This window comes from Luteimonas aestuarii, assembly GCF_004357985.1.
Lineage (GTDB): Bacteria > Pseudomonadota > Gammaproteobacteria > Xanthomonadales > Xanthomonadaceae > Luteimonas > Luteimonas aestuarii.
This window is the reverse complement of sequence record NZ_SMTF01000001.1, coordinates 456,323-476,846: the sequence shown is the minus strand read 5'-3', so window position 1 is coordinate 476,846 and position 20,524 is coordinate 456,323. Positions and strand designations below refer to the sequence as shown.

At 68.1% G+C, this 20,524-nt stretch carries 13 protein-coding genes; 10 read left to right on the top strand and 3 right to left on the bottom strand.

All coding sequences use genetic code 11. From position 1 onward, the window contains the following. Positions 1-9: 9 nt before the first annotated feature. The gene (locus E2F46_RS02265; RefSeq protein ID WP_133320526.1) at positions 10-1,440 is read left to right on the top strand and encodes a sugar porter family MFS transporter; all 1,431 of its coding nucleotides are present in this window, start codon (positions 10-12) and stop codon (positions 1,438-1,440) included. A gap of 85 nt (positions 1,441-1,525) precedes the next feature. On the opposite strand, the gene E2F46_RS02260 is transcribed toward E2F46_RS02265, so the two are convergent. Continuing rightward, complete coding sequence (locus E2F46_RS02260; RefSeq protein ID WP_133320525.1) at positions 1,526-2,587, bottom strand: LacI family DNA-binding transcriptional regulator; 1,062 nt, start codon at positions 2,585-2,587, stop codon at positions 1,526-1,528. Between the two features lie 248 nt (positions 2,588-2,835). Here E2F46_RS02260 and E2F46_RS02255 point away from each other — a divergent pair, with 248 nt between their 5' ends. The 4 genes from E2F46_RS02255 to E2F46_RS02240 all read left to right on the top strand — a co-directional run bounded on the left by E2F46_RS02255 (position 2,836) and on the right by E2F46_RS02240 (position 11,722). Then, a complete protein-coding gene (locus E2F46_RS02255; protein ID WP_133320602.1) occupies positions 2,836-4,944 on the top strand; it encodes an alpha-glucuronidase family glycosyl hydrolase in 2,109 nt (702 codons plus the stop codon). Positions 4,945-4,991: 47 nt separating this feature from the next. Further along, the gene (locus E2F46_RS02250) at positions 4,992-6,938 is read left to right on the top strand and encodes a sialate O-acetylesterase (protein ID WP_133320603.1); all 1,947 of its coding nucleotides are present in this window, start codon (positions 4,992-4,994) and stop codon (positions 6,936-6,938) included. Between the two features lie 238 nt (positions 6,939-7,176). Then, a complete protein-coding gene (locus tag E2F46_RS02245; RefSeq protein ID WP_133320601.1) occupies positions 7,177-8,835 on the top strand; it encodes a glycoside hydrolase family 43 protein in 1,659 nt (552 codons plus the stop codon). A 241-nt stretch (positions 8,836-9,076) separates the two neighbouring features. Then, entirely contained in the window at positions 9,077-11,722 is a 2,646-nt protein-coding gene (locus E2F46_RS02240) for a glycoside hydrolase family 3 protein (protein WP_243720274.1), read from the top strand. Between the two features lie 73 nt (positions 11,723-11,795). On the opposite strand, the gene E2F46_RS02235 is transcribed toward E2F46_RS02240, so the two are convergent. After that, positions 11,796-12,884, bottom strand: coding sequence for an SMP-30/gluconolactonase/LRE family protein (locus E2F46_RS02235; protein WP_133320523.1), 1,089 nt, complete (start codon positions 12,882-12,884; stop codon positions 11,796-11,798). Between the two features lie 317 nt (positions 12,885-13,201). Between E2F46_RS02235 and E2F46_RS02230 the strand changes: the two genes are divergently transcribed. Both E2F46_RS02230 and E2F46_RS02225 read left to right on the top strand, forming a co-directional pair. After that, complete coding sequence (locus E2F46_RS02230; RefSeq protein ID WP_133320522.1) at positions 13,202-14,785, top strand: alpha-N-arabinofuranosidase; 1,584 nt, start codon at positions 13,202-13,204, stop codon at positions 14,783-14,785. 177 nt (positions 14,786-14,962) lie between these two features. Next, complete coding sequence (locus E2F46_RS02225; RefSeq protein WP_133320521.1) at positions 14,963-15,490, top strand: hypothetical protein; 528 nt, start codon at positions 14,963-14,965, stop codon at positions 15,488-15,490. Here the strand turns inward: E2F46_RS02225 and E2F46_RS02220 are convergent. Next, complete coding sequence (locus tag E2F46_RS02220; protein ID WP_243720269.1) at positions 15,420-16,451, bottom strand: endo-1,4-beta-xylanase; 1,032 nt, start codon at positions 16,449-16,451, stop codon at positions 15,420-15,422. The two genes, E2F46_RS02225 and E2F46_RS02220, sit on opposite strands and share 71 nt — an antisense overlap. A 640-nt stretch (positions 16,452-17,091) precedes the next feature. Here E2F46_RS02220 and E2F46_RS17630 point away from each other — a divergent pair. Genes E2F46_RS17630 through E2F46_RS02210 form a run of 3 tightly spaced genes read left to right on the top strand, consistent with a single transcriptional unit; the run spans position 17,092 to position 20,458 of the window. Next, entirely contained in the window at positions 17,092-18,579 is a 1,488-nt protein-coding gene (locus E2F46_RS17630; RefSeq protein ID WP_243720268.1) for an MFS transporter, read from the top strand. A 27-nt stretch (positions 18,580-18,606) separates the two neighbouring features. Beyond that, positions 18,607-19,623: a glycoside hydrolase family 43 protein gene (locus E2F46_RS17625; RefSeq protein ID WP_243720267.1), complete on the top strand. Its 1,017-nt coding sequence runs from the start codon at positions 18,607-18,609 to the stop codon at positions 19,621-19,623. Next, positions 19,613-20,458 (top strand): aldose epimerase family protein, encoded by an 846-nt coding sequence (locus tag E2F46_RS02210; protein WP_133320520.1) that lies wholly within the window; start codon positions 19,613-19,615, stop codon positions 20,456-20,458. Before E2F46_RS17625 ends, E2F46_RS02210 begins: the two co-directional genes overlap by 11 nt. Positions 20,459-20,524 lie beyond the last annotated feature (66 nt).

Sequence of the window (20,524 nt, the reverse complement as noted above, 5' to 3'; positions counted from 1 at the left end):
GACGACACGATGGCGAACAGGAGCAGGGCAATGACCGCAGCCACCCGGCAACACGAGAACACCGGCCTGATCGTGGCGATCAGCGTGGTGGCGACGATCGGCGGCTTCCTGTTCGGGTTCGACAGTGGCGTGATCAACGGCACGGTCGATGGCCTTCAGCGTGCCTTCGATTCCGACTCCGTGGGCACCGGCTTCAACGTGGCATCGATGTTGCTGGGTTGCGCGATCGGCGCGTTCTTCGCCGGTCGCCTAGCCGACCACTTCGGGCGCCGCAACGTGCTGATCGTGGCGGCGGTGTTCTTCTTGGTCTCGGCCTGGGGTTCGGGCATCGCCGGCAGTTCGCTGGAGTTCGTGCTGTACCGCGTGCTGGGTGGCCTGGCCGTCGGTGCGGCCAGCGTGATGTCGCCGGCCTACATCAGCGAGGTCTCGGCGGCGCACTACCGTGGCCGGCTGGCGACGGTGCAGCAGATCGCCATCATCGCGGGCCTGTTTGCGGCCTTCCTGAGCAACTATCTGCTGGCCAATGTCGCGGGCTCGTCGGTGACCGAGCTGTGGGCGGGCTACGAGGCTTGGCGCTGGATGTTCTGGATCGAACTGGTGCCGGCCGCGCTGTTCCTGGTGGCGCTGCTGTTCATCCCGGAAAGCCCGCGCTACCTCGTGGTCAAGCGCCGCAATGTGCAGGCGCTGCAGGTGCTGACCCGGCTGTACGGCGAAGCCGAGGGCACGCGCAAGCTGGGCGAGATCGAGGCCTCGCTGGCGGCAGACCACCATCGGCCGCGGTTGTCGGACCTGGTCAGCAAGACCACCGGCAAGGTGCGGCCGATCGTCTGGGTCGGCATCGGCCTGGCGACCTTCCAGCAGCTGGTCGGCATCAACGTGGTGTTCTACTACGGCGCGGTGCTGTGGCAAGCGGTGGGCTTCTCCGAGAACGATGCGCTGTTGATCAACGTGCTGTCGGGTGCGCTGAGCATTGGTGCCTGCGTGGTCACGGTGTTGCTGATCGATCGGATCGGGCGCAAGCCGCTGCTGTGGATCGGTTCGGCGGGCATGGCGGCGTCGCTGGCGCTGCTGGTGGTGGCGTTCGCCAGCGGGTCGCTGGTCGACGGCCGCCTGCAGCTTTCGGACAACATGGGGGTGCTGGCGCTGGTGGCCGCGAACGTCTACGTGATCTTCTTCAACCTGTCCTGGGGCCCGGTGATGTGGGTGATGCTGGGCGAGATGTTCCCCAACCAGATCCGCGGCAGCGGGCTGGCGGTGGCGGGATTGTTCCAGTGGGGTTCGAACTTCCTGGTGACGATGACCTTCCCGATGCTGCTGGCCGGCATTGGCCTGGCCGCGACCTACGGGCTGTACACCGTCGCCGCCATCATCTCGGTGTTCTTCGTGCTGCGGTTCGTGCACGAAACCAGGGGCCGCGAGCTGGAACAGATGCAGGGCTGACGGGATGGCTGGCGCGTCCACGACCGGCATGGCGATGCGAGGCGCACGCAGCGATGCGATGCCTCGCGACCCGTCGGTGGCGATGTCAGCGGCGGCGCGGTGGCCCGGCGACGGAGTCGCGTTCGACCAGCCGGTGCGGCACCACGTGGTCCACCAGCACGCGGGTACTCTGGTCCTTTCGACGGATGCCGCGCAACAGGACCTCGATGGCGGCATTCGCCATCGACGCAATGGGCTGGTGGATGGTGGTGAGCTCTGGCCACACGGTGGTGGCGGCCGAGGTGTCGTCGAAGCCGACCACCGACAGGTCCCGCGGCACGTCCAGTCCGCGCCGGTGCGCGACCGAGATCACGGCGGCGGCCATGTCGTCGTTGCTGGCGAAGATGGCGCTGGGCGGGTTGCGGTTGGCCAGCAGTTTTTCCGCGGCCTTCAGCCCGGAGCGGTAGGTGTAGTCGCCCTGCTGCACCAGCGACAGGTCGATGTCGATGCCGGCGTCGTGCAGTGCCGCCTGGAAGCCGTCGTAGCGCCGTGCGCTGGCGTTCTGGTCCGGGCGCCCGCGGATGAACCCGATGCGGGTGTGGCCCTGTTCGATCAGATGCTCGGCCAGTTCCTTGCCGGCGCGGAAGTCGTCGATGCGCACGCAGGAGATGTCTTCGCTGAACCGGTCGGACGCGATCGACACCACCGGTACGCCGGCGCGCGTGAACTCATTCACGGCCACGCGGGAGTCGCACAGCGGCGGCGGCAGGATCACGCCGTCCACCTTGCGCGCCATCGCCCGCGCGGCCTTGCGCTCGGACTCGGCGCTGGGGTCGTCCCAGTAGTCGATCACCAGCTGGATCGCGGTGCGCGAGGCGACCCGCAGCAGGCCGACCAGCAGTTCGCGCAGGTAGGCGCCGCTGGGGTTGGTGTAGATCAGCGCGATGCGCGTGTGCTGCGCGGCGGCCAGCGAGCTGGCGGCGAGGTTGGGGGTGTAGTCCAGCTCGCGCACGGCGCGCATGACCCGGTCGCGGGTGGTGTCGCGCACCTTGCCCTGTCCGTTGACCACGCGCGAAACGGTCATCGGCGAGACCTTCGCCAACGCGGCGACGTCGGCGATGGTCGCCGCCTGGCCCTTGCGTCGTACGGATTTCCTGGGCTTTTCCAACACGCATTCCCTCCGGCAGCCGGCCGTAGCCGTGGCGCTTGTACGCGACGCACCTGCACGCGGCGGAGGGCGTCGGCGACAACGCGTGGCAAGGCATGGAGACGTCGGACATGACCTCGGGCACGACCTGCACGGGCGACAGCGTACGCCAGAAGGCCGCCGGCGCGCATCGGCGATGGCGGCCTGTCGCCCGGGACCAGGGTCGCGGCCGACGGTTGGCATGGCTGCTGCTGTTGGCAGGGCTGTCGATGCTGGCCCCTGCCCGGGCCGAGGACGGCTACGACCTCTGGCTGCGGTATCGTCCGCTGCCCGCCGCGCAGGTGGCCGCGTACGCGCCCGAGATGCAGCACCTGCGGATGGACGTGGACTCGCCGGCCCGGGCCGCTGCCCGCGACGAGCTGTCGAATGCACTGCAGGGCTTGCTGGGCAGCGCGCCACAACCCGTGGACCGCATGCGTCCCGGCACCCTCGTCATCGGCACCCCGGCGTCGTCGCCATGGCTGGCCGGGCTGGCCGCCGATGTCGATGGCCTGGGCGACGAGGGATTCCTGGTCCGTCGCATGCGGGTGGACGGTCAGCCCGCCATCGTGATCGCGGCCAACGCCGATGCGGGACTCGTGTACGGCACGTTCCGCTTCCTGCGCCTGCTGCAGACCGGGCAATCGCTCGAAGCGCTCGACCTTCGCGAAGCGCCGCGGGTGAAGCTGCGCGTGCTCAATCACTGGGACGACCTCAACCGCTATGTGGAACGCGGCTATTCCGGCCAGTCGATCTGGGACTGGCACCGCCTGCCGGGTTGGCTGGACCCACGCTATACCGACTACGCGCGTGCCAATGCCTCCATCGGCATCAACGGCACCGTGCTCAACAATGTCAATGCCAATGCGCGGATCCTGACGCCGCAGTACCTGGAGAAGGTGCGCGCGCTGGCCGGGGTGATGCGGCCCTATGGAATCCGTGTATACCTGAGTGCGCGCTTCAGCGCGCCGATGGAGATCGGTGGACTGGCGACGTCGGATCCGCTGGATCCCGAGGTGCAGCGCTGGTGGAAGGCGAAAGCCGACGAGATCTACGGCCTGATCCCCGACTTCGGCGGTTTCCTGGTCAAGGCGAACTCGGAAGGACAACCCGGCCCGCAGGATTACGGCCGCAGCCATGCCGATGGCGCCAACCTGCTGGCCGACGCGCTTGCGCCGCACGGCGGCGTGGTGATGTGGCGTGCGTTCGTGTACTCGGAGGAGGAGCCCGACGATCGCCACAAGCAGGCGTACAACGAATTCGTGCCGCACGACGGCGAATTCCGCGACAACGTGCTGGTGCAGGTGAAGAACGGCGCCATCGACTTCCAGCCACGCGAGCCGTTCCATCCGCTGTTCGGCGCCATGCCGCGGACGCCGCTGGTGATGGAGTTCCAGATCACCAAGGAATACCTGGGTTTCTCGACGCACCTGGCCTACAAGGGCACGCTGTACGAGGAAGTGCTGCGCGCCGACACGCGGGTCGATGGCGAAGGCTCCACGGTGGCGAACGTGGTCGACGGCTCGCTGCATGGCCATGTGCTGAGCGGCATGGCTGGCGTGGCCAACATCGGCAGTGATCGCAGCTGGAGCGGTTCGCACTTCGACCAGGCCAACTGGTACGCCTACGGGCGACTGGCATGGGATCCCGATCTGTCCTCGCGCGCGATCGCCGAAGAGTGGGTGCGGATGACGTTTTCGAACGATCCTGCGCTCGTCGCGCCCGTGGTCGGGATGATGATGGACTCGCGCGAGGCGGTGGTGGATTACACCGGCGCGCTGGGGCTGCACCACCTGATGGGGCGGGGCCACCATTACGGGCCGGGACCGTGGGTCGACGGTGGGCCGCGCGCGGACTGGACGTCGGTGTACTACCACCGCGCCACCGGCGAGGGCATCGGCTTCGACCGCACCACCGGCGGCAGCGATGCGGTGTCGCAGTACGCACCGGAACTGGCCGCGGTGTTCGATGACCCGACGCGCGTGCCGGAGGAGTTCCTGCTCTGGTTCCACCACGTGCCCTGGGACCATCCGATGCGTTCCGGCCAGCCGCTCTGGGACGAACTGGTCATGCGTTACGACCGTGGCGTGGACACGGTGCGGCGCATGCGCGCCACGTGGGACGCGCTGCAGGAGCACGTCGATGGCGAACGCCACCGGCAGGTCGCTGCGTTCCTTGCCATCCAGGAAAACGAGGCGCAGTGGTGGCGCGATGCCAGCATCGCCTACTTCCAGACGTTCGCGCGCCGGCCGCTGCCGGCCGGACATGCGCCGCCGCCGCGGTCGCTCGAGTACTACCAGTCGCTTGAGTTCCCGCATGCGCCGGGGGATACGCAATGAGGGGGCTCGGGCCGGGCGATCCAGCCGTGGTGCGTCGCCTCGTCTTGATGGCGTGTGCCGTGGTGGCGTGCTGCGTCGCGTTGTCCGCCGGCGCAACGGATGCACGTGACGCACGGCTGCTGCATGCGATGTTCCAGGACCATGCCGTACTGCAGCGCGACCAGCCGATCCGCATCTGGGGCCAGGCACAGCCGCAGCAGGAGGTACGCGTGACCCTGGCCAACCGCCGCGTCCGTGCGCGGGCCGATGCGGACGGGCGCTGGAAGGCGTCGATCCCGGCACTGAAAGCCGGCGGGCCATACGCGCTGTCGGTCGTTGCAGGCGACGCCACGCGCACGCTGCGTGACGTTCTGGTCGGCGATGTCTGGCTGTGTTCCGGCCAGTCGAACATGGAGCTTCCGGTCTGGCGTTCATTGGATGCGCGTGCCGAGATCGCCGACGCATCCGCCGATTCCATCCGGCTGTTCACCGTGCCGCAGGTGGGCAGCACCGTCCCGCGCGAGACCTTCGGCACGCCGGCAACCTGGCAGATCGTCACGCCGGAAACCCTGCGCGACTTCTCCGCCGCCTGCTTCTATTTCGCGCGCGAACTGCAGAAGACGATCGACGTACCGATGGGTCTGGTGAGTGCGGCATGGGGCGGTTCGCGCATCGAAGCATGGATGAGCGACGAAGCCTTGCGTGCAACCGGCGGACAGGGTGAAGCACTCGACGTGCTGGCTGCCTATGCGGAGGATCCGGTGGCGGCCGCAGCCGCATGGGGCGACCTGTGGGCGCGCTGGTGGCGCGGTCGCGACGGGGCGCAGGTCGGTGACGAACCGTGGCTTCCCTCGCACCCGGTGCGTGCCGGCTGGCGCAATGCGCCGCCGCAGCTGGGTGCGTGGGAACGCTGGGGCGTGCCGGAGATGGCTACGTTCGACGGCATGGTCTGGTATCGCGCCACGGCGCGCCTGACTGCGCGGCAAGCGGCACAGGATGCGGTGCTGCTGCTCGGCCCGGCGGACGAGATGGACACCACATGGGTCAACGGCCGCGGGGTGGGCAGCACCTACGGTGCCGGTACGCCGCGTGAGTATCCGCTGCCGGCCGGGCTGTTGCGCGCGGGTGAGAACGTAGTGGTCGTCAACGTGCTGGACACGTGGCGCGAGGGCGGGTTGTCGGGTCCCGCATCGGCGCATGCGCTGCGTTTCGCCGACGGTTCCACGGTCACGCTCGGCGGCTGGCGCTATCGGGTCGTGCCGGGCGAAGCGTCGCCGCCGCGTGCGCCATGGCAGACGGCATCGGGGCTGTCGACCCTGCACAACGGCATGATCGCGCCGCTGGGGCGCTACGGCTTGCGCGGCGTGGCCTGGTACCAGGGCGAATCCAATACCGGCGAAGGCGGGCGCTACGCCGACCTGTTGCGCGGCCTGCGCAGCGACCTGCGCGCCCGTTTCGGTGCGGACCTGCCGTTGCTGGTGGTGCAACTGGCCAACTTCGGTGCGCCACCCACCGCGCCGATCGAAAGCGGATGGGCGGACGTGCGCGAGGCGCAGCGGCAGGTGGCGGCGGAAGATGCACGCACCGCACTGGCCGTCGCGATCGACATCGGCGACCGCTACGACATCCACCCGCCGAACAAGCAGGAACTCGGACGTCGGCTGGCCCGGGCGGCCCTGCATGCCGCGTACGGACGGCGTGGGGCGGCATCGGGCCCGGTCCCGCGCTCGGCGACGCATGAGGGCGAGGCCGTACGGGTGGTGTTCGCCGACGTGACCGATGGCCTGGTGGCCCACGGCGGGGAAGGGCCGATCGGATTCGAACTGTGCGGCGTTGGCCGCGGCACTTGTCGCTACGCGACGGCGGAACTGCAGGGTAATGCGGTGCTGCTGCGGGGGCGGGGTATGGCAGGCGCGACGCGGGTGCGCCACGGCTGGGCCGATGGTCCGGTGGTCACGCTGTTCGATGGCGCAGGCCTGCCGGCCGGCCCGTTCGAGATCGAGGTGGGGCCGTGAACGTCGCGACCTTGGCTCCAAGACTCCAGCTTTGAGACAAGAGCGGAATGACATGACATCACAGCCAAACATCATGGGTGCACCTCGTTCGTCGTCGCTGAGCTATACCGCCATGGCGTTTCAGATGCAGGGACGACCTCCTTGCGTGCCGCCCCGCGCGTGGCTGACGACGCTGCTGCGCGATGTTGGGGCAGGACGGTTCGGATCGAAGGGGCTGCTGTCGTCGGTAGCGGTATGGATGCTGTTGATCACGGCACATGCTGCCGAGCCAGCGCAATTCCACTGGTTCGAATACACCGGCCGCGATGCCGCGTTCGAGGCGCCGCTGCCGGACGGCCACTTCCGCAACCCGATCCTCGCCGGCTTTCATTCCGACCCCAGCGTCGTCGCGGCGCGCGGCAAGTTCTACATGGTGCATTCCACCTTCACCTATTTTCCCGGCATCCCGGTGTTCGAGAGCGAAGACCTGGTGCACTGGACGCAGGTGGGCAGCGCCATCCATCGCCGCGAACAGCTCGACTTCGACGGGCTTGGCGTCTCGCGCGGCGTGTTCGCGCCCGCCATCGAATATCACGACGGCACGTTCTACGTGGTCAACACCGCCGTCGACAGCGGCGGGAATTTCATCGTGACCGCGACCGATCCTGCGGGCCCCTGGTCCGATCCGCACTGGCTGCCGAGCATCGGTGGCATCGATCCGTCGCTGTTCTTCGACGACGACGGCCGCGTGTACATCCTCAACAACGACGAGCCGGACGTGCCGGTGCGCTACGACGGCCATCGCGCGATCTGGCTGCAGGAGATCGACATCGCCACGCTGACCCCGTTCGGCCCGCGCAAGGTGCTGGTCGATGGCGGCGTGAAGCCGGAAGAGAACCCGATCTGGATCGAAGGCCCGCACATCTACAAGGTCGACGGCTGGTACGTGCTGTCGAACGCGGAAGGCGGCACCGGTCCGCAGCATTCCCAGGTGGTGCTGCGCAGCCGCGACGTGTGGGGACCGTACGTGCCCTACGATCGCAACCCGATCCTGACCCAGCGCGACCTCGACCCGAAGCGCCCGCTGCCTGTCACCAACGCCGGCCACGCGGACATGCTGCAGGGGCCGGACGGCAGCTGGTGGGTCACCTTCCTGGCCAGCCGCAACTACGACGGGCGCCAGTACAACACAGGGCGCGAAACCTACCTGCTGCCGGTGACCTGGCAGGACGGCTGGCCGACGATCCTGCCGCCGGGCGAAGAGATTCCGTACGTGCTGCCCGGTCCGTCGTGGATGCGGCAGCCGGCCGACCAGGCGCCGCAGACCGGCAACTTCACCTGGCGAGACGACTTCGATGGCGGCGAGCTCGACAAGGCGTGGCTGTTCGTCCGCGTACCGAAGAGCGATTGGGCGGACGTAGCCACGCAGCCGGGAATGTTGCGCATCCATCCACTGGCCGAAGGCCTCGAGACGCTGGGCAATCCGTCCTACCTCGCGCGTCGCCAGCAGCACTTGCGGTTCGATGCCAGCACCGCGTTGTCGATGCCGGAGGTCGGTGTCGCGGCGGGCATCGCGGCGTTCCAGAGCGAGCAGTACTGGTACTTCCTCGGCGTGCGCCGCACCGACGCTGGCGCGCAGCTGTTCCTTGAACGACGTGCAGGCGACGCGCCGGCCTCGGTGGTTGCCAGCCGCGGGATCGACGTCGACGACACGGTGGTGCTGAAGATCACCGGTGACGAAGGCCGGTATGCGTTCGGGTTCGATGCCGGTGGTGGCGACTGGCAATGGCTGGTCGACGACGCCGACGGCACCGTGCTCAGTACCGAGGTGGCCGGCGGATTCGTCGGTGCGACGCTGGGCCCGCACGCGCGCGACGAGCGTGGTGGAAACGCCGGGGGGACGGGCCATGCGGACTGAAGGCATCGCGCAGCGCGATACGTGGTCGCAGAGCCCATCCCCCGCCTGCGGGGGAAGAGGCCCGCAGGGCAGATGGGGGCCGCGGGCGCAGCGAGCGTGGGGCGGACCACGCGAGGCCGTCGCGGGGAACGAACATCCCATCCAAGGGCCGGGGACGTGCAGCGCCATTGCACTTCGAAGGCCCTCACCAGCTTCCGCGCGTGCGCCATCGCGCTGGAGCCGGATTGCGACGGCGTTGCTGGTGCCGGTCCTGGCGCTGCCAGCCCTCGCACGCGATACGCAACCCTGGCTCGATACCACGCGCAGCTTCGAGGCGCGTGCCGCTGCGCTGGTAGCGGAAATGACGCTGGAAGAAAAAGCCGCGCAGATGCAGAACGATTCGCCCGCGATCGAGCGGCTGGGCGTGCCCGCCTACGACTGGTGGAACGAGGCGCTGCACGGCGTGGCGCGCGCGGGCGCGGCGACGGTGTTCCCGCAGGCGATCGGCCTGGCAGCCACGTTCGACGTGCCGTTGATCGACGAGGTATCGCGCACCATCAGCGACGAGGCCCGCGCAAAGCACCACGCGTTCTTCCGCAACGGTGAGCATGGCCGCTACCAGGGCCTCACGTTCTGGTCGCCGAACATCAACATCTTCCGCGACCCGCGCTGGGGCCGTGGCCAGGAAACCTACGGCGAGGACCCGTACCTCACCGCGCGCATCGGCGTGTCGTTCGTGCGTGGCCTGCAGGGCGACGCGCCGGACGGCACCCCGCTGGACCCGCGTTATCGCAAGCTCGATGCCACCGCCAAGCACTTCGCCGTGCACAGCGGCCCCGAAGCCGATCGCCATACCTTCGATGTGCACCCCAGCAAGCGCGACCTGTACGACACCTACCTGCCGGCGTTCGAAGCACTCGTAAAGGAGGCCAACGTGGCCGCGGTGATGGGTGCCTACAACCGCGTCTATGGCGAGTCGGCCAGCGCCAGCCGGTTCCTGGCCGAAGACCTGCTGCGCGGCGAGTGGGGCTTCCAGGGCTACGTGTTGTCCGATTGTTGGGCGGTGGTCGACATCTGGAAGAACCACAAGCTGGTCGAGACGCCGGAAGCCGCCGCCGCGCTCGCGGTGAAGAACGGCACCCAGCTCGACTGCGGCGATACCTATGCCGAATCGGTCCCGGTCGCCGTGCGCAAGGGCCTGCTGGACGAGGCCGAGGTGGATGCCGCCGCGACGCGGCTGATCGCCGCGCGCATGCGCCTGGGCATGTTCGATCCACCGGAGCGGGTGCGCTGGGCGCAAACGCCTTACTCGGTCAACCAGGCGCCCGCGCACGACGCGCTGGCGCGCGAGGTCGCGCGCAAGTCCGTCGTGCTGCTCAAGAACGACGGCGTGCTGCCGCTGTCGCGTGACCTCAAGCGCATCGCGGTCATCGGCCCGACTGCGGATGACGTCATGTCGCTGCTGGGCAACTACTACGGCACGCCGGCCGCGCCGGTCACGGTGCTGCAGGGCATCCGCGAAGCGCTGCCCGATGCCGAGGTGGTCTACGCGCGCGGCGCGGACCTTGTCGAGGGCCGCGACGATCCCGCCGCCACGCCGCTGGTCGAGCCGCAGTACCTGCGGCCTTCGGCCGGTTCGAACGAGCGCGGCCTGCGCGGCGAATACTTCCCCAACCAGGACCTGTCCGGCACGCCGGTGCTCACGCGCGTGGACCCGCAGGTCGCGTTCCGCTGGGATCGCGGCTCGCCCACCGACAACCTGATGGCGCGCGGCGAGGCCGGGCCTGGGCAGGCGCTGCCAAACGACCGTTTCAGCATCCGCTGGAGCGGCCAGCTGCTGCCGCCGGTCAGCGGCGACTACCGCCTCGAAGTGGGCGCCAACGACGGCTTCCGCCTCTCCCTCGACGGCAAGCTGCTGGTCGAACGCTGGAGCAATACCGAACGCCTGCGCAGTGCCGATGTCCGCGTGCGGCTGGAGGCCGGGCGCGCCTACGACATCGTGCTGGAGTACTACGAGCACGAGCGCGACGCCGCGGTGCGCCTGGCCTGGGACCTGCCGGGCGCCAAGCCCGCGCTCGAACACGCCCTGGATGTCGCACGCGATGCCGACGTGGTGGTGTTCGTCGGCGGCCTGACCGGAGACGTCGAAGGCGAGGAGATGGACGTCGAGTTCCCCGGTTTCTCCGGCGGCGACCGCACCGACACGCGGCTGCCTGCGACGCAGCAGAAGCTGCTGGAAGCGCTGCACGCCACCGGCAAGCCCGTGGTACTGGTGCTGACCACGGGCTCGGCACTGGCGGTGGACTGGGCACACGACAACCTGCCGGCGATCCTGGTGGCGTGGTACCCGGGGCAACGCGGTGGCAACGCGATGGCCGACGTGCTGTTCGGCGAGACGAATCCCGCCGGACGGTTGCCGGTGACGTTCTACAAGGCCGACGAAGTGCTGCCGGCGTTCGACGACTACGACATGGATGGCCGCACCTACCGTTACTTCGAGGGCGAACCCCTGTACGCCTTCGGACATGGGTTGTCGTACACCACGTTCGCGTACTCCGGCCTGCGGCTGGACCGCACGCGCGTGGGCCGGGACGATGTGGTGCACGTGCAGGCCACGATCCGCAACGCGGGGACGCAGGCCGGCGACGAGGTGGTGCAGTTGTACCTGAAGCCGCTGGCGCCGCAGCGTCCGCGCGCGCTGAAGGAATTGCGCGGATTCCAGCGCATCCACCTGCAGCCGGGCGAAACGCGCGAGGTGGTGTTCACGTTCACGCCTGCCGATGCCTTGCGTACCTATGACGAAGCACAGGCTCGCTACGTGGTCGACGCGGGTGCGTACGAAGTGCAGCTGGGCGCATCGAGCGCCGACATCCGCCAGCAGGCGCGCTTCGCGGTGTCCGGTGATTGAGCTGCGCCCGCGTCGCGTCAGGTCGCTTGCGCGGCCGCCTGCACCGATGCGGGTGCAGGCGCGCGCTGGCGGATCAGCGGTCCGCGCCGAGCCCGGTGGCGTGGGTGCGCACGCGGGCGAGGAAGTCGTTGGAGGTCATGTACAGCGTGCGGCCGTCATCGCCGAACGTGCAGTTGGCGATCGCGCTGCCGGTTTCGATGCGACCGAGCCGCGTGCCGTCGGCCGCGATCACCAGTACGCCGCCGGGACCGGTGGCGAACAGCGTGCCATCGGTGGCAACCACCAATCCGTCGGGCAGGCCATGCACGCCTTCGCCCATCAGGTCGGAGGCGTCGGCGAAGACGCGGCGCCCGGACACGTCGCCGGCATCATCCAGGGCATACGCCATCCATACCGGCTGTTCCGGATCGGACACGGCGACATACAGGGTGCGCTCGTCGGGCGACAGCGCGATGCCGTTGGGATAGGTCAGGCTGTCGTCCAGCAGGTGCACGCTGCCATCGGCGTCGATGCGGTACACGCCGTTGAACGCAAGTTCCTTGGCCGGCGAGTCGTTGCCGTCCTTCAGGCCGTACGGTGGATCGGTGAAGAACACCGCGCCATCGCTGCGAAGCACCACGTCGTTGGGGCTGTTGAAGCGCTTGCCGTCGAAATGCGTCGCCAGTGGCGTCTTCGCCTTCGTCGCGGGATCGAAGCGGGCGACCAGCCGGCTGCCGGAATCGGCCAGCAGCACCGTGCCGCCGGGCTCGGCGAACAGGCCGTTCGCACCCGCCTCGCGCAGGGTGCCGTCGTCCGGGCCGCCATAGCCGGAGGGCTGCAGGAACACCGACAGGCCCTCTGCATCCGACCAGCGATGCATGGTGTTGCCGGGCACGTCGGTGAACAACAGGTAGCCGCCATCGCCATCGCGCACCCATGCCGGGCCTTCGGACCAGGTGAAGCCTTCGGTCTGCGGATCGGTCAGCCGTTCGATGCGGGCATCCCCGGGAACGTGCGAGTGGAATCCGTCCGCGTACGCGGTGAGCTGGCCAATCACCGGGAATGCCTCCCCGGGATCGCCCGCCGTCGCGGCGTTGCCGGCGGCATCGCCCGTCGTGACCGTGCAGGCCGCAAGGGCTGCCGCCAGAGGCAGGGCGAGGGTGGCGCAAGAACGAAAGGACATGTGGTTCTCCCGAAGCGTGTCGTTGAAGGGCTGGGTGCTCGCGCGGATGCGACGTGGGTGGAGCCGTTGGGCGACATCACGACCGTTGCCGCCTTGTCGCATCGAGCCGACGGACGCTTCCTGTCCTGCACCCATCGACGCGCGATAGCGAACCCAACTTGCATTGCCTCCTGCACCGATGCGATCCGCATGCCGGGCAATGCATCGGCATGCTCCGATCATAACGCCGACTACCTGCACGATGTGCGGCAACGCATCACCTGCAACCGCGCCCGCCGTACGGGCACGGACCACCATCCGCCTCACGGGAGACCCGCATGATCCATGCCACACGAAACCACCGGCGCCATGGCTGGCTGGCCACCATCGCCGTCACGCTCGCTGCCATCGCCGCGCCGGTCGTCGCCAGCCCGGTCGAGGTGGTGATCGAAGCCGATCGCCCGGGTGCCACCATCCATCCCAACGTCTACGGGCAGTTCGTCGAGCACCTCGGGCGCGGCATCTACGAAGGCATCTGGGTGGGCGAAGACTCGTCCATCCCCAATACCCGCGGCTACCGCAACGACGTGCTGGCCGCGCTGAAGGACTTGCGGGTGCCATTGCTGCGCTGGCCCGGCGGCTGCTTCGCCGACCAGTACCACTGGCGCGACGGCATCGGCCCGCGCGCGCAGCGTCCCAAGCGCGTCAATACCAGCTGGGGCGGCGTGATCGAGGACAACGCCTTCGGCACCCACGAGTTCCTGGACCTGGCGGAGATGCTCGGCGCCGAGGTCTACGTCAACGGCAACCTCGGCACCGGCACCCCGCGCGAGATGGCCGAGTGGGTGGAATACATCACCGCGGACGGCCAGTCCACGCAGGCCGAACTGCGCCGCCGCAACGGCCGCGACAAGCCCTGGAGGCTGCACTACTTCGCCATCGGCAACGAGGCCTGGGGCTGCGGCGGCAACATGCGGCCGGAGTACTACGTGGACCTGTACAACCACTACGCCACGTTCGTGAAGGCGCCGGAAGACAACCAGCCGAAGATGATCGCCAGCGGCGGCCACGGCGACATGACCGAGTGGGCCGAGGCGATCAGCAGCGGCGTCGAGCCGAACTGGAGCCTGCGCCTGGACGGCATCAGCCACCACTACTACACGTTGCCCAACGCCGACTGGGAGAAGAAGGGCGCGGCGCTGGGCTTCGACGAGGCGGCGTGGTTCGCCACGCTGCGCCAGACGCTGCTGATGGACGATTACATCGTGGCCAACAAGGAAGTGCTGGCGCGCAACGACCCCGACGGCAAGTACGGCTTCTACGTCGACGAATGGGGCACCTGGTACGACACCGAGGAAGGCGACAACCCCGGCTTCCTGTTCCAGCAGAACAGCCTGCGCGATGCCGTCGTCGCCGCGCTGAACTTCCACATCTTCCACGACCACGCCGACCGCGTGCACATGGCGGTGATCGCGCAGATGGTCAACGTGCTGCAGGCGATGATCCTCACCGACAAGGAGAAGATGCTGCTCACGCCCACCTACCACGCCTTCCACATGTATCGCCCGTTCCACGGTGCGACCACGCTGCCGGCGCGGGTGCGGAACGCGCCCGAGTATCGCCATGGCGACGGAGCCATCCCCGGCATCAGCGTGTCCGCCGCGCGCGACACCGACGGCAAGCTGCAGCTGGCGCTGGTGAACCCGGATCCCGGCACGCCACTGACCGTGCACGTGGCCGTGCAGGGCGGCGCCGTGCAGCGCGCCAGCGGACGCCTGTTGACCGCCGATGCCATGGATGCGCACAACAGCTTCGCGCAGCCGCAAGCGGTGCGACCGCGCGACTACAGCGTGGAGGCGCGCGAGGGACGACTGGCGATCGAGCTGCCGGCGAAGTCCATCGCGGTACTGGTCGTGGAATAGGCTTGCGCACGACCCACACGACCCGTGCGGCGCGGGTCGTTTGGTATGCGAAGTAACCTCCATCCAGCGATGGGTGCGTGTACCGAACGCTGCTGCCGTGCAAGCGCAGGGGGCATCGCGTTGCCTTCCGGGTTGACGGAGGCAGCCTTCGCGCAGCGCATTGGCCTTGTGTCACGCATGCACAGCCTGATCTTCGCCGTGCTGTCCGACGTGCTGCGCAAGCATGCTGGTGGCCTGTCGATCAGGACCGACCGGCCGGGCAACCCCTATGTGGAGGCGCCAGCCCGCGCGCCGAAGGCCAAGGCGGCGTTCTTCGGCGTGGTGCAGGCCAGGAAGTCCTACGTGGGGCTATCACCTGATGCGGTCTACGAGGATCCCGGTCTGCTGGATGGCATCGGCGATGGATTGCGCGGGAGGATGCAGGGCGAATCGTGCTTCAACTTCGAGGCTGTCGATCCTGTGCCGTTCAAGGAACTCGACCAGCTGACGAAGCGATGTGCCGCCAGTGTGGAAGGACGCCCGGGCGTAGGGCGTGTCGTCTGGCGCGGCGCGCGGCACGATGGCGCGCTGGATGGGACAGGCCGACGCCTCACTCCCGAGCCGGGTGCGCCATGTCGTGTGACGGTCGTTGCCGCTACTCCACGCCACTCTGCACGTAGTCCCGCAGCCACGCGAGGGCAGGGCGCTCGCTGCCGTCCTCGTTGACGAGGTAGGCGCGCTGTTCAGTGCGCCACATGCCGGGCCGGAAGCCCCAAAGCGTGATCCCGCGGACGCCGGGGTGGTCCCAGAACACCGGGAAGATGCGCTGGTAGTCGGCCAGCTGTTCTTCGTCGGTGGCGCCATCCACGTCGAACTCGGTGACGTACACGGGCAGGCCGGTGGCCGCCAGCGCATCCAGGTTTTCCCGGTGCACGTCCATCGAGGTTTCGGTGGTGGTCGAGAACGCATGACCCTGGATGCCGATGGCATCGATCAACCCTTCGCCCTGCAGCAGGCGGATGATCTCGAGATAACGCCGCGTGTTGTCGGGGGTGTTGGTCACACTGTACTCGTTGAGCATCAGCTGTGCGTCCGGGAAATGCTGGCGCGCGAGGCGGAACGATTCGAGGATCCAGTCCCAGCCGGTGTCGCCATCGCCACCCAGCGCGGCGATGTAGTTGCCGCCGCCTTCATCATCCTGCGATGGCGGGTCGTGCAGGGGTTCGTTCACCACTTCAACGGTATCGATGTCGGGATAGCGTGCGGCCACGGCGGCGAACCACTGCTCGATCGCCGCGCGCTGTTCCGCTGTGGACAAGGTCTTGATCCACTCGGGCTGCTGGTTGCCCCAGACCATCACGTGCATCTGGAACGGCAGGTCGTTGTCCTTGGCGGTGCGGTAGGCGGCATCGAGTGCGGTCCAGTCCATCACTCCGCGCTCGGCCTCCACCTCGCCCCACTTGCCGCCGTTCTCGGGCGTGACCTTGTTCCAGTACACTAGGAAGTCGCGCGCCTGCGGCGGGCTGTGCGCACTGCCGAGGAACTTCTCATGGCCATGCGCCAGCGCGGTGCTGGCGGATGCCGGCGTGGCGCCAGTGACCGCGCTTCCGGCGGGTGCGGGAGCGCCACCGCACGCAGCGAGGGCCAGTGTCGCGGTCATCAGCAGGGTGGGCATCAAGGGTTTCATCGGGCAAGGCTCCCGGCAGGCAACGAATCGGCGATGTCGTCGGAGTGACCGGAGTGCGGATGCAGGCCCTTCGGGAGTGCCGGTATCGCAGCGACCACTTCGACGACAGGTGATAGCGCTATCAGTAACACAGGCGTACCACGGGCGCCAATGCCGATCCGTGGCATGTGCCGGCGACAACGCCTGAAGCCTTGAATCCACGCTTCTGGCCAGACACTGCGGTCGTGCTGCTATGCAGCGTGCGTACCCTGATTGGTAGCGCTACCATTCGTGTCGGGACAATGCGGACATGTTGCGCATGTTGCCATCGGCCATCCGGCCGTCGTATTGCAGGGGGCGGGATGACGGAACAGGGCCGACAAGATCGCTGGCGAACGCAGGGCAGGCATGGTGCGCGCGCAGTCGCCGCGCGGGACGATGCGGTCCGGGTGATTCGTTGGACGCGGCCCGGCTGCGTCCAGTCCATTGGGTCCCCGGTCGCCCACGCTCCACGACTTCCTCCCACGGCCCGCACCGGTGCGACCGACCACCGGCCGGGCCGTGATTTTTCATCGGATGGCACGTGCACCCCGCATGCGCCGGCGCTGGAGGACTGCGCCGTGAGATCGTCGCGCTTCCGATCCCATTGCCGGCAGATGCCATGACCAGTACCGCCGAAAAGCTATCCGTCACCGAGAAAGTCGGCTACAGCCTCGGCGATCTCGCCGCCAACCTCATCTTCCAGACGCTGGTCACCTTCCTGGCGTTCTTCTACACCGACGTGTACCGCATCCCGGCCGGTACCGCGGCAACGATCATCTTCGTGGTCGGACTGTTGGGGGCATTCGTGTTCACGCCGCTGATGGGCATCGTGGCCGACCGCACGCAGACGCGCTGGGGCAAGTTCCGGCCATGGATCCTGTGGACGGCGGTGCCGTTCGGCGTGCTGTCGCTGCTGGCGTTCAGCACGCCCGACCTTGGTCCGCAGGGCAAGGTGGTGTACGCGTTGGGAACGTACACGCTGCTGGTGATGGTGTACGCCGCCAACAACCTGCCGTATTCGGCGCTCAGCGGCGTGCTGACCGGCAACATGGCACAGCGCAACAGTCTGTCGGCCTACCGCTTCGTGGCGGTGATGGTGGCGCAGTTCATGATCCAGGTGTTGCTGTTGCCGCTGGTGCTGATCCTCGGCGACGGCGACAAGGCACGGGGCTTCCAGACCACGATGATGCTGTTCGCCATCGTCGGGACGGTGTTCTTCCTGATCACCTTCCTCACCACGCGCGAACGCGTGGTGCCCACGCCCGAGCAGAAGTCGACCGTTCGCGAGGACCTGGCGGACCTGACGCGCAACCTGCCGTGGATGCTCATGCTGGCGGCGACGATCCTGGTCTTCATCAACCTTGCCCTCAAGGGCGGCATGTACGTGTACTACTTCCAGTACTACATGAGCGAGCCGCACCTGGCGGCGTTCCTGCAGGACGTGGGATTCAACGGTTTCATCGCCGGGCTCAACACGGTGCTGACCGGCATGGGGCTGACCGCGTTCCAGTGGCCGGAAGATGCACCCACGTCGGCCTTCAGCCTGTTCAACGCCGGCGGCATCATCTTCATGATCGTCGGCATCGGCTTCTCGAAACCGCTGGCCGACCGCTTCGGCAAGCGCAACGTGTTCGGCAGTGCGTTGTTCGTGTCGACGCTTTTCCTGCTGGCGTTCTGGCTGTATCCGCCGGATGCGGTGGGGCTGGTGGTGGTGTCTTACGTGCTGCACGGGTTCACCTATGGCATCACCATCCCGCTGCTCTGGGCGATGGTGGCCGACGTGGCCGACTGGTCCGAGTGGAAGAACAACCGCCGCGCCACCGCGATCATCTTCTCGGCGATCCTGATCGGCCTGAAGCTCGGCCTGAGCATCGGCGGCGCGCTGGTGGCCGGCATCCTCGCGTTCTACGGCTACGACCCGGATCTCGCCGTGCAGTCGCCGGGCGCGGTGCAGGGCATCAAGCTGGCGGTCAGCGTGTACTGCTCGATCCCGTTCCTGCTGTGCGTCGCGCTGCTGTTCTTCTACGAGATCGACAAGCCCATGGAATCGCGCATCGAGCGCGAACTGGGCGAGCGCCGGCTGCTGCAGCCACCGGCACCCCTTTGACCGCAAGCCCCACGGACGCATCGATCCATGAGTGAGCCATCGCCGACGGACGACATCGAACTGCTCGGCGCGAAAGCCATTTCGCAGCCGCTGGTGACGCACATCTACACCGCCGACCCGTCCGCGCACGTGTACGGCGGCAAGGTCTACGTGTACGTGTCGCACGACATCGAAGCCGGCACCGCGTTCGACGACGAAGGCGGTCATTTCATGATGACCGACTACAACGTGCTGCGCATGGACACGCCGGAACACGCGGCGCAGGACATGGGCACCATCCTGCACGTGCGTGACGTGCCCTGGGCGGACCGGCAGATGTGGGCGCCCACGTCCGCCACGCGCGACGGACGCTATTTCCTCTACTTCCCCGCGAAGTGCGCCGACGACCGCTTCCGCATCGGCGTGGCCGTCGCCGATCGGCCGGAAGGCCCCTTCACCGCCGATCCGGAGCCCATTGCCGGCGCGTACTCCATCGACCCGGCGGTGTTCGTCGACGACGACGGTACGCAGTACCTCTATTTCGGCGGCATCTGGGGCGGGCAGTTGCAGAAGTACCGCGACAACGCCTTCGACCCGGCGCACGAGGAGCCGACGGGCGACGCGCGGGCGCTGGGTCCGCGCATGGCGCGCCTGCGCGCCGACATGCGCGGTTTCGACGAACCCTCGCGCGAGATCGTGATCCTCGACGAACACGGTACGCCGCTGCGTGCCGATGACCACGACCGGCGTTATTTCGAGGGCCCGTGGGTCCATCGTTTCGACGGTCGCTACTACCTCTCGTACTCGACCGGCAACACGCACAAGCTCTGCTATGCCGTGGGCGACAGCCCGTACGGGCCGTTCACCTGGCAGGGCGTGGTGCTGTTGCCCGTGGTCGGCTGGACCACGCACCACTCGATCATCGCGTATGGCGAGCGCTGGTACCTGTACTACCACGACTGCGTGCTGTCCGGCGGCATCACCCACCTGCGGTCGGTGAAGGTGGCCGAACTGCACCACGAGGCGTCGGGGGGGATCAGGACGATCGACCCCTATGGCGGCTGAGTCCGGCACGCTGGACGCGGCCGTGCAGGGCGCGATGCAGCGGCTGCCGCCGGGTCCGTTGACCTCGCTGACGCGCGGCGTACTGTCGGTCGATCTTTCACCGCAGGCGGGCGGGCGCATCGCGCAGATCCGCCATCGCGGTATCGAGCAACTGTTCGGCCCCGACGATGGCGATCATGCCGCGATCGCCTGGGGCTGCTTCCCGATGGTGCCGTGGGCGGGCCGCATCCGCCATGGCCGTTTTGCCTTCGATGGACGCGGGCACGCCTTGCCGGTGAACTTCGGCGCGCACGCCATCCACGGCACCGGATTCACGCAGCCGTGGACGCTCGAAAGGCCCGGCGACGCCACCGCAATGCTGACGCTGGAACTGCCCACGGACATGCGATGGCCCTTCGGTGGTCGCGCCACGCACTGCATCACCCTGCAGGACGAAGACACCCTGCACCTGGTGCTTGAGGTGACTGCAGGTGACCGGCCCATGCCGGCCTCGCTGGGTTGGCATCCGTGGTTCCGCAAGCCAGATCGCATTGACTTCCAGCCCGATGCCATCTTTCCGCGCGATGCCGAGGGCATTGCCACGCTGCCGCCGGCCGCGCCGCCGCCGGGGCCCTGGGACGACTGCTTCGTCAACCGGCGCCCGGTGCGCGTGCATCGCGGGGATACAACGCTCACGATGACGTCGGACTGCATCTGCTGGGTGGTCTACGACCAGGCCGCGCACGCCACCTGCGTGGAACCGCAGACCGCCATGCCCGATGCGTTCAACGCCGACCCGGTGGTCCTGCCGCCCGGGCAGTCGCTGCGGGCCTGGACCACCTGGCGCTGGACGTGACGTATCCGAATCCGCGCCGCCGTGGCGCCCGGCCCGGAACGCAAAAAACCCCGCGATTCGCGGGGT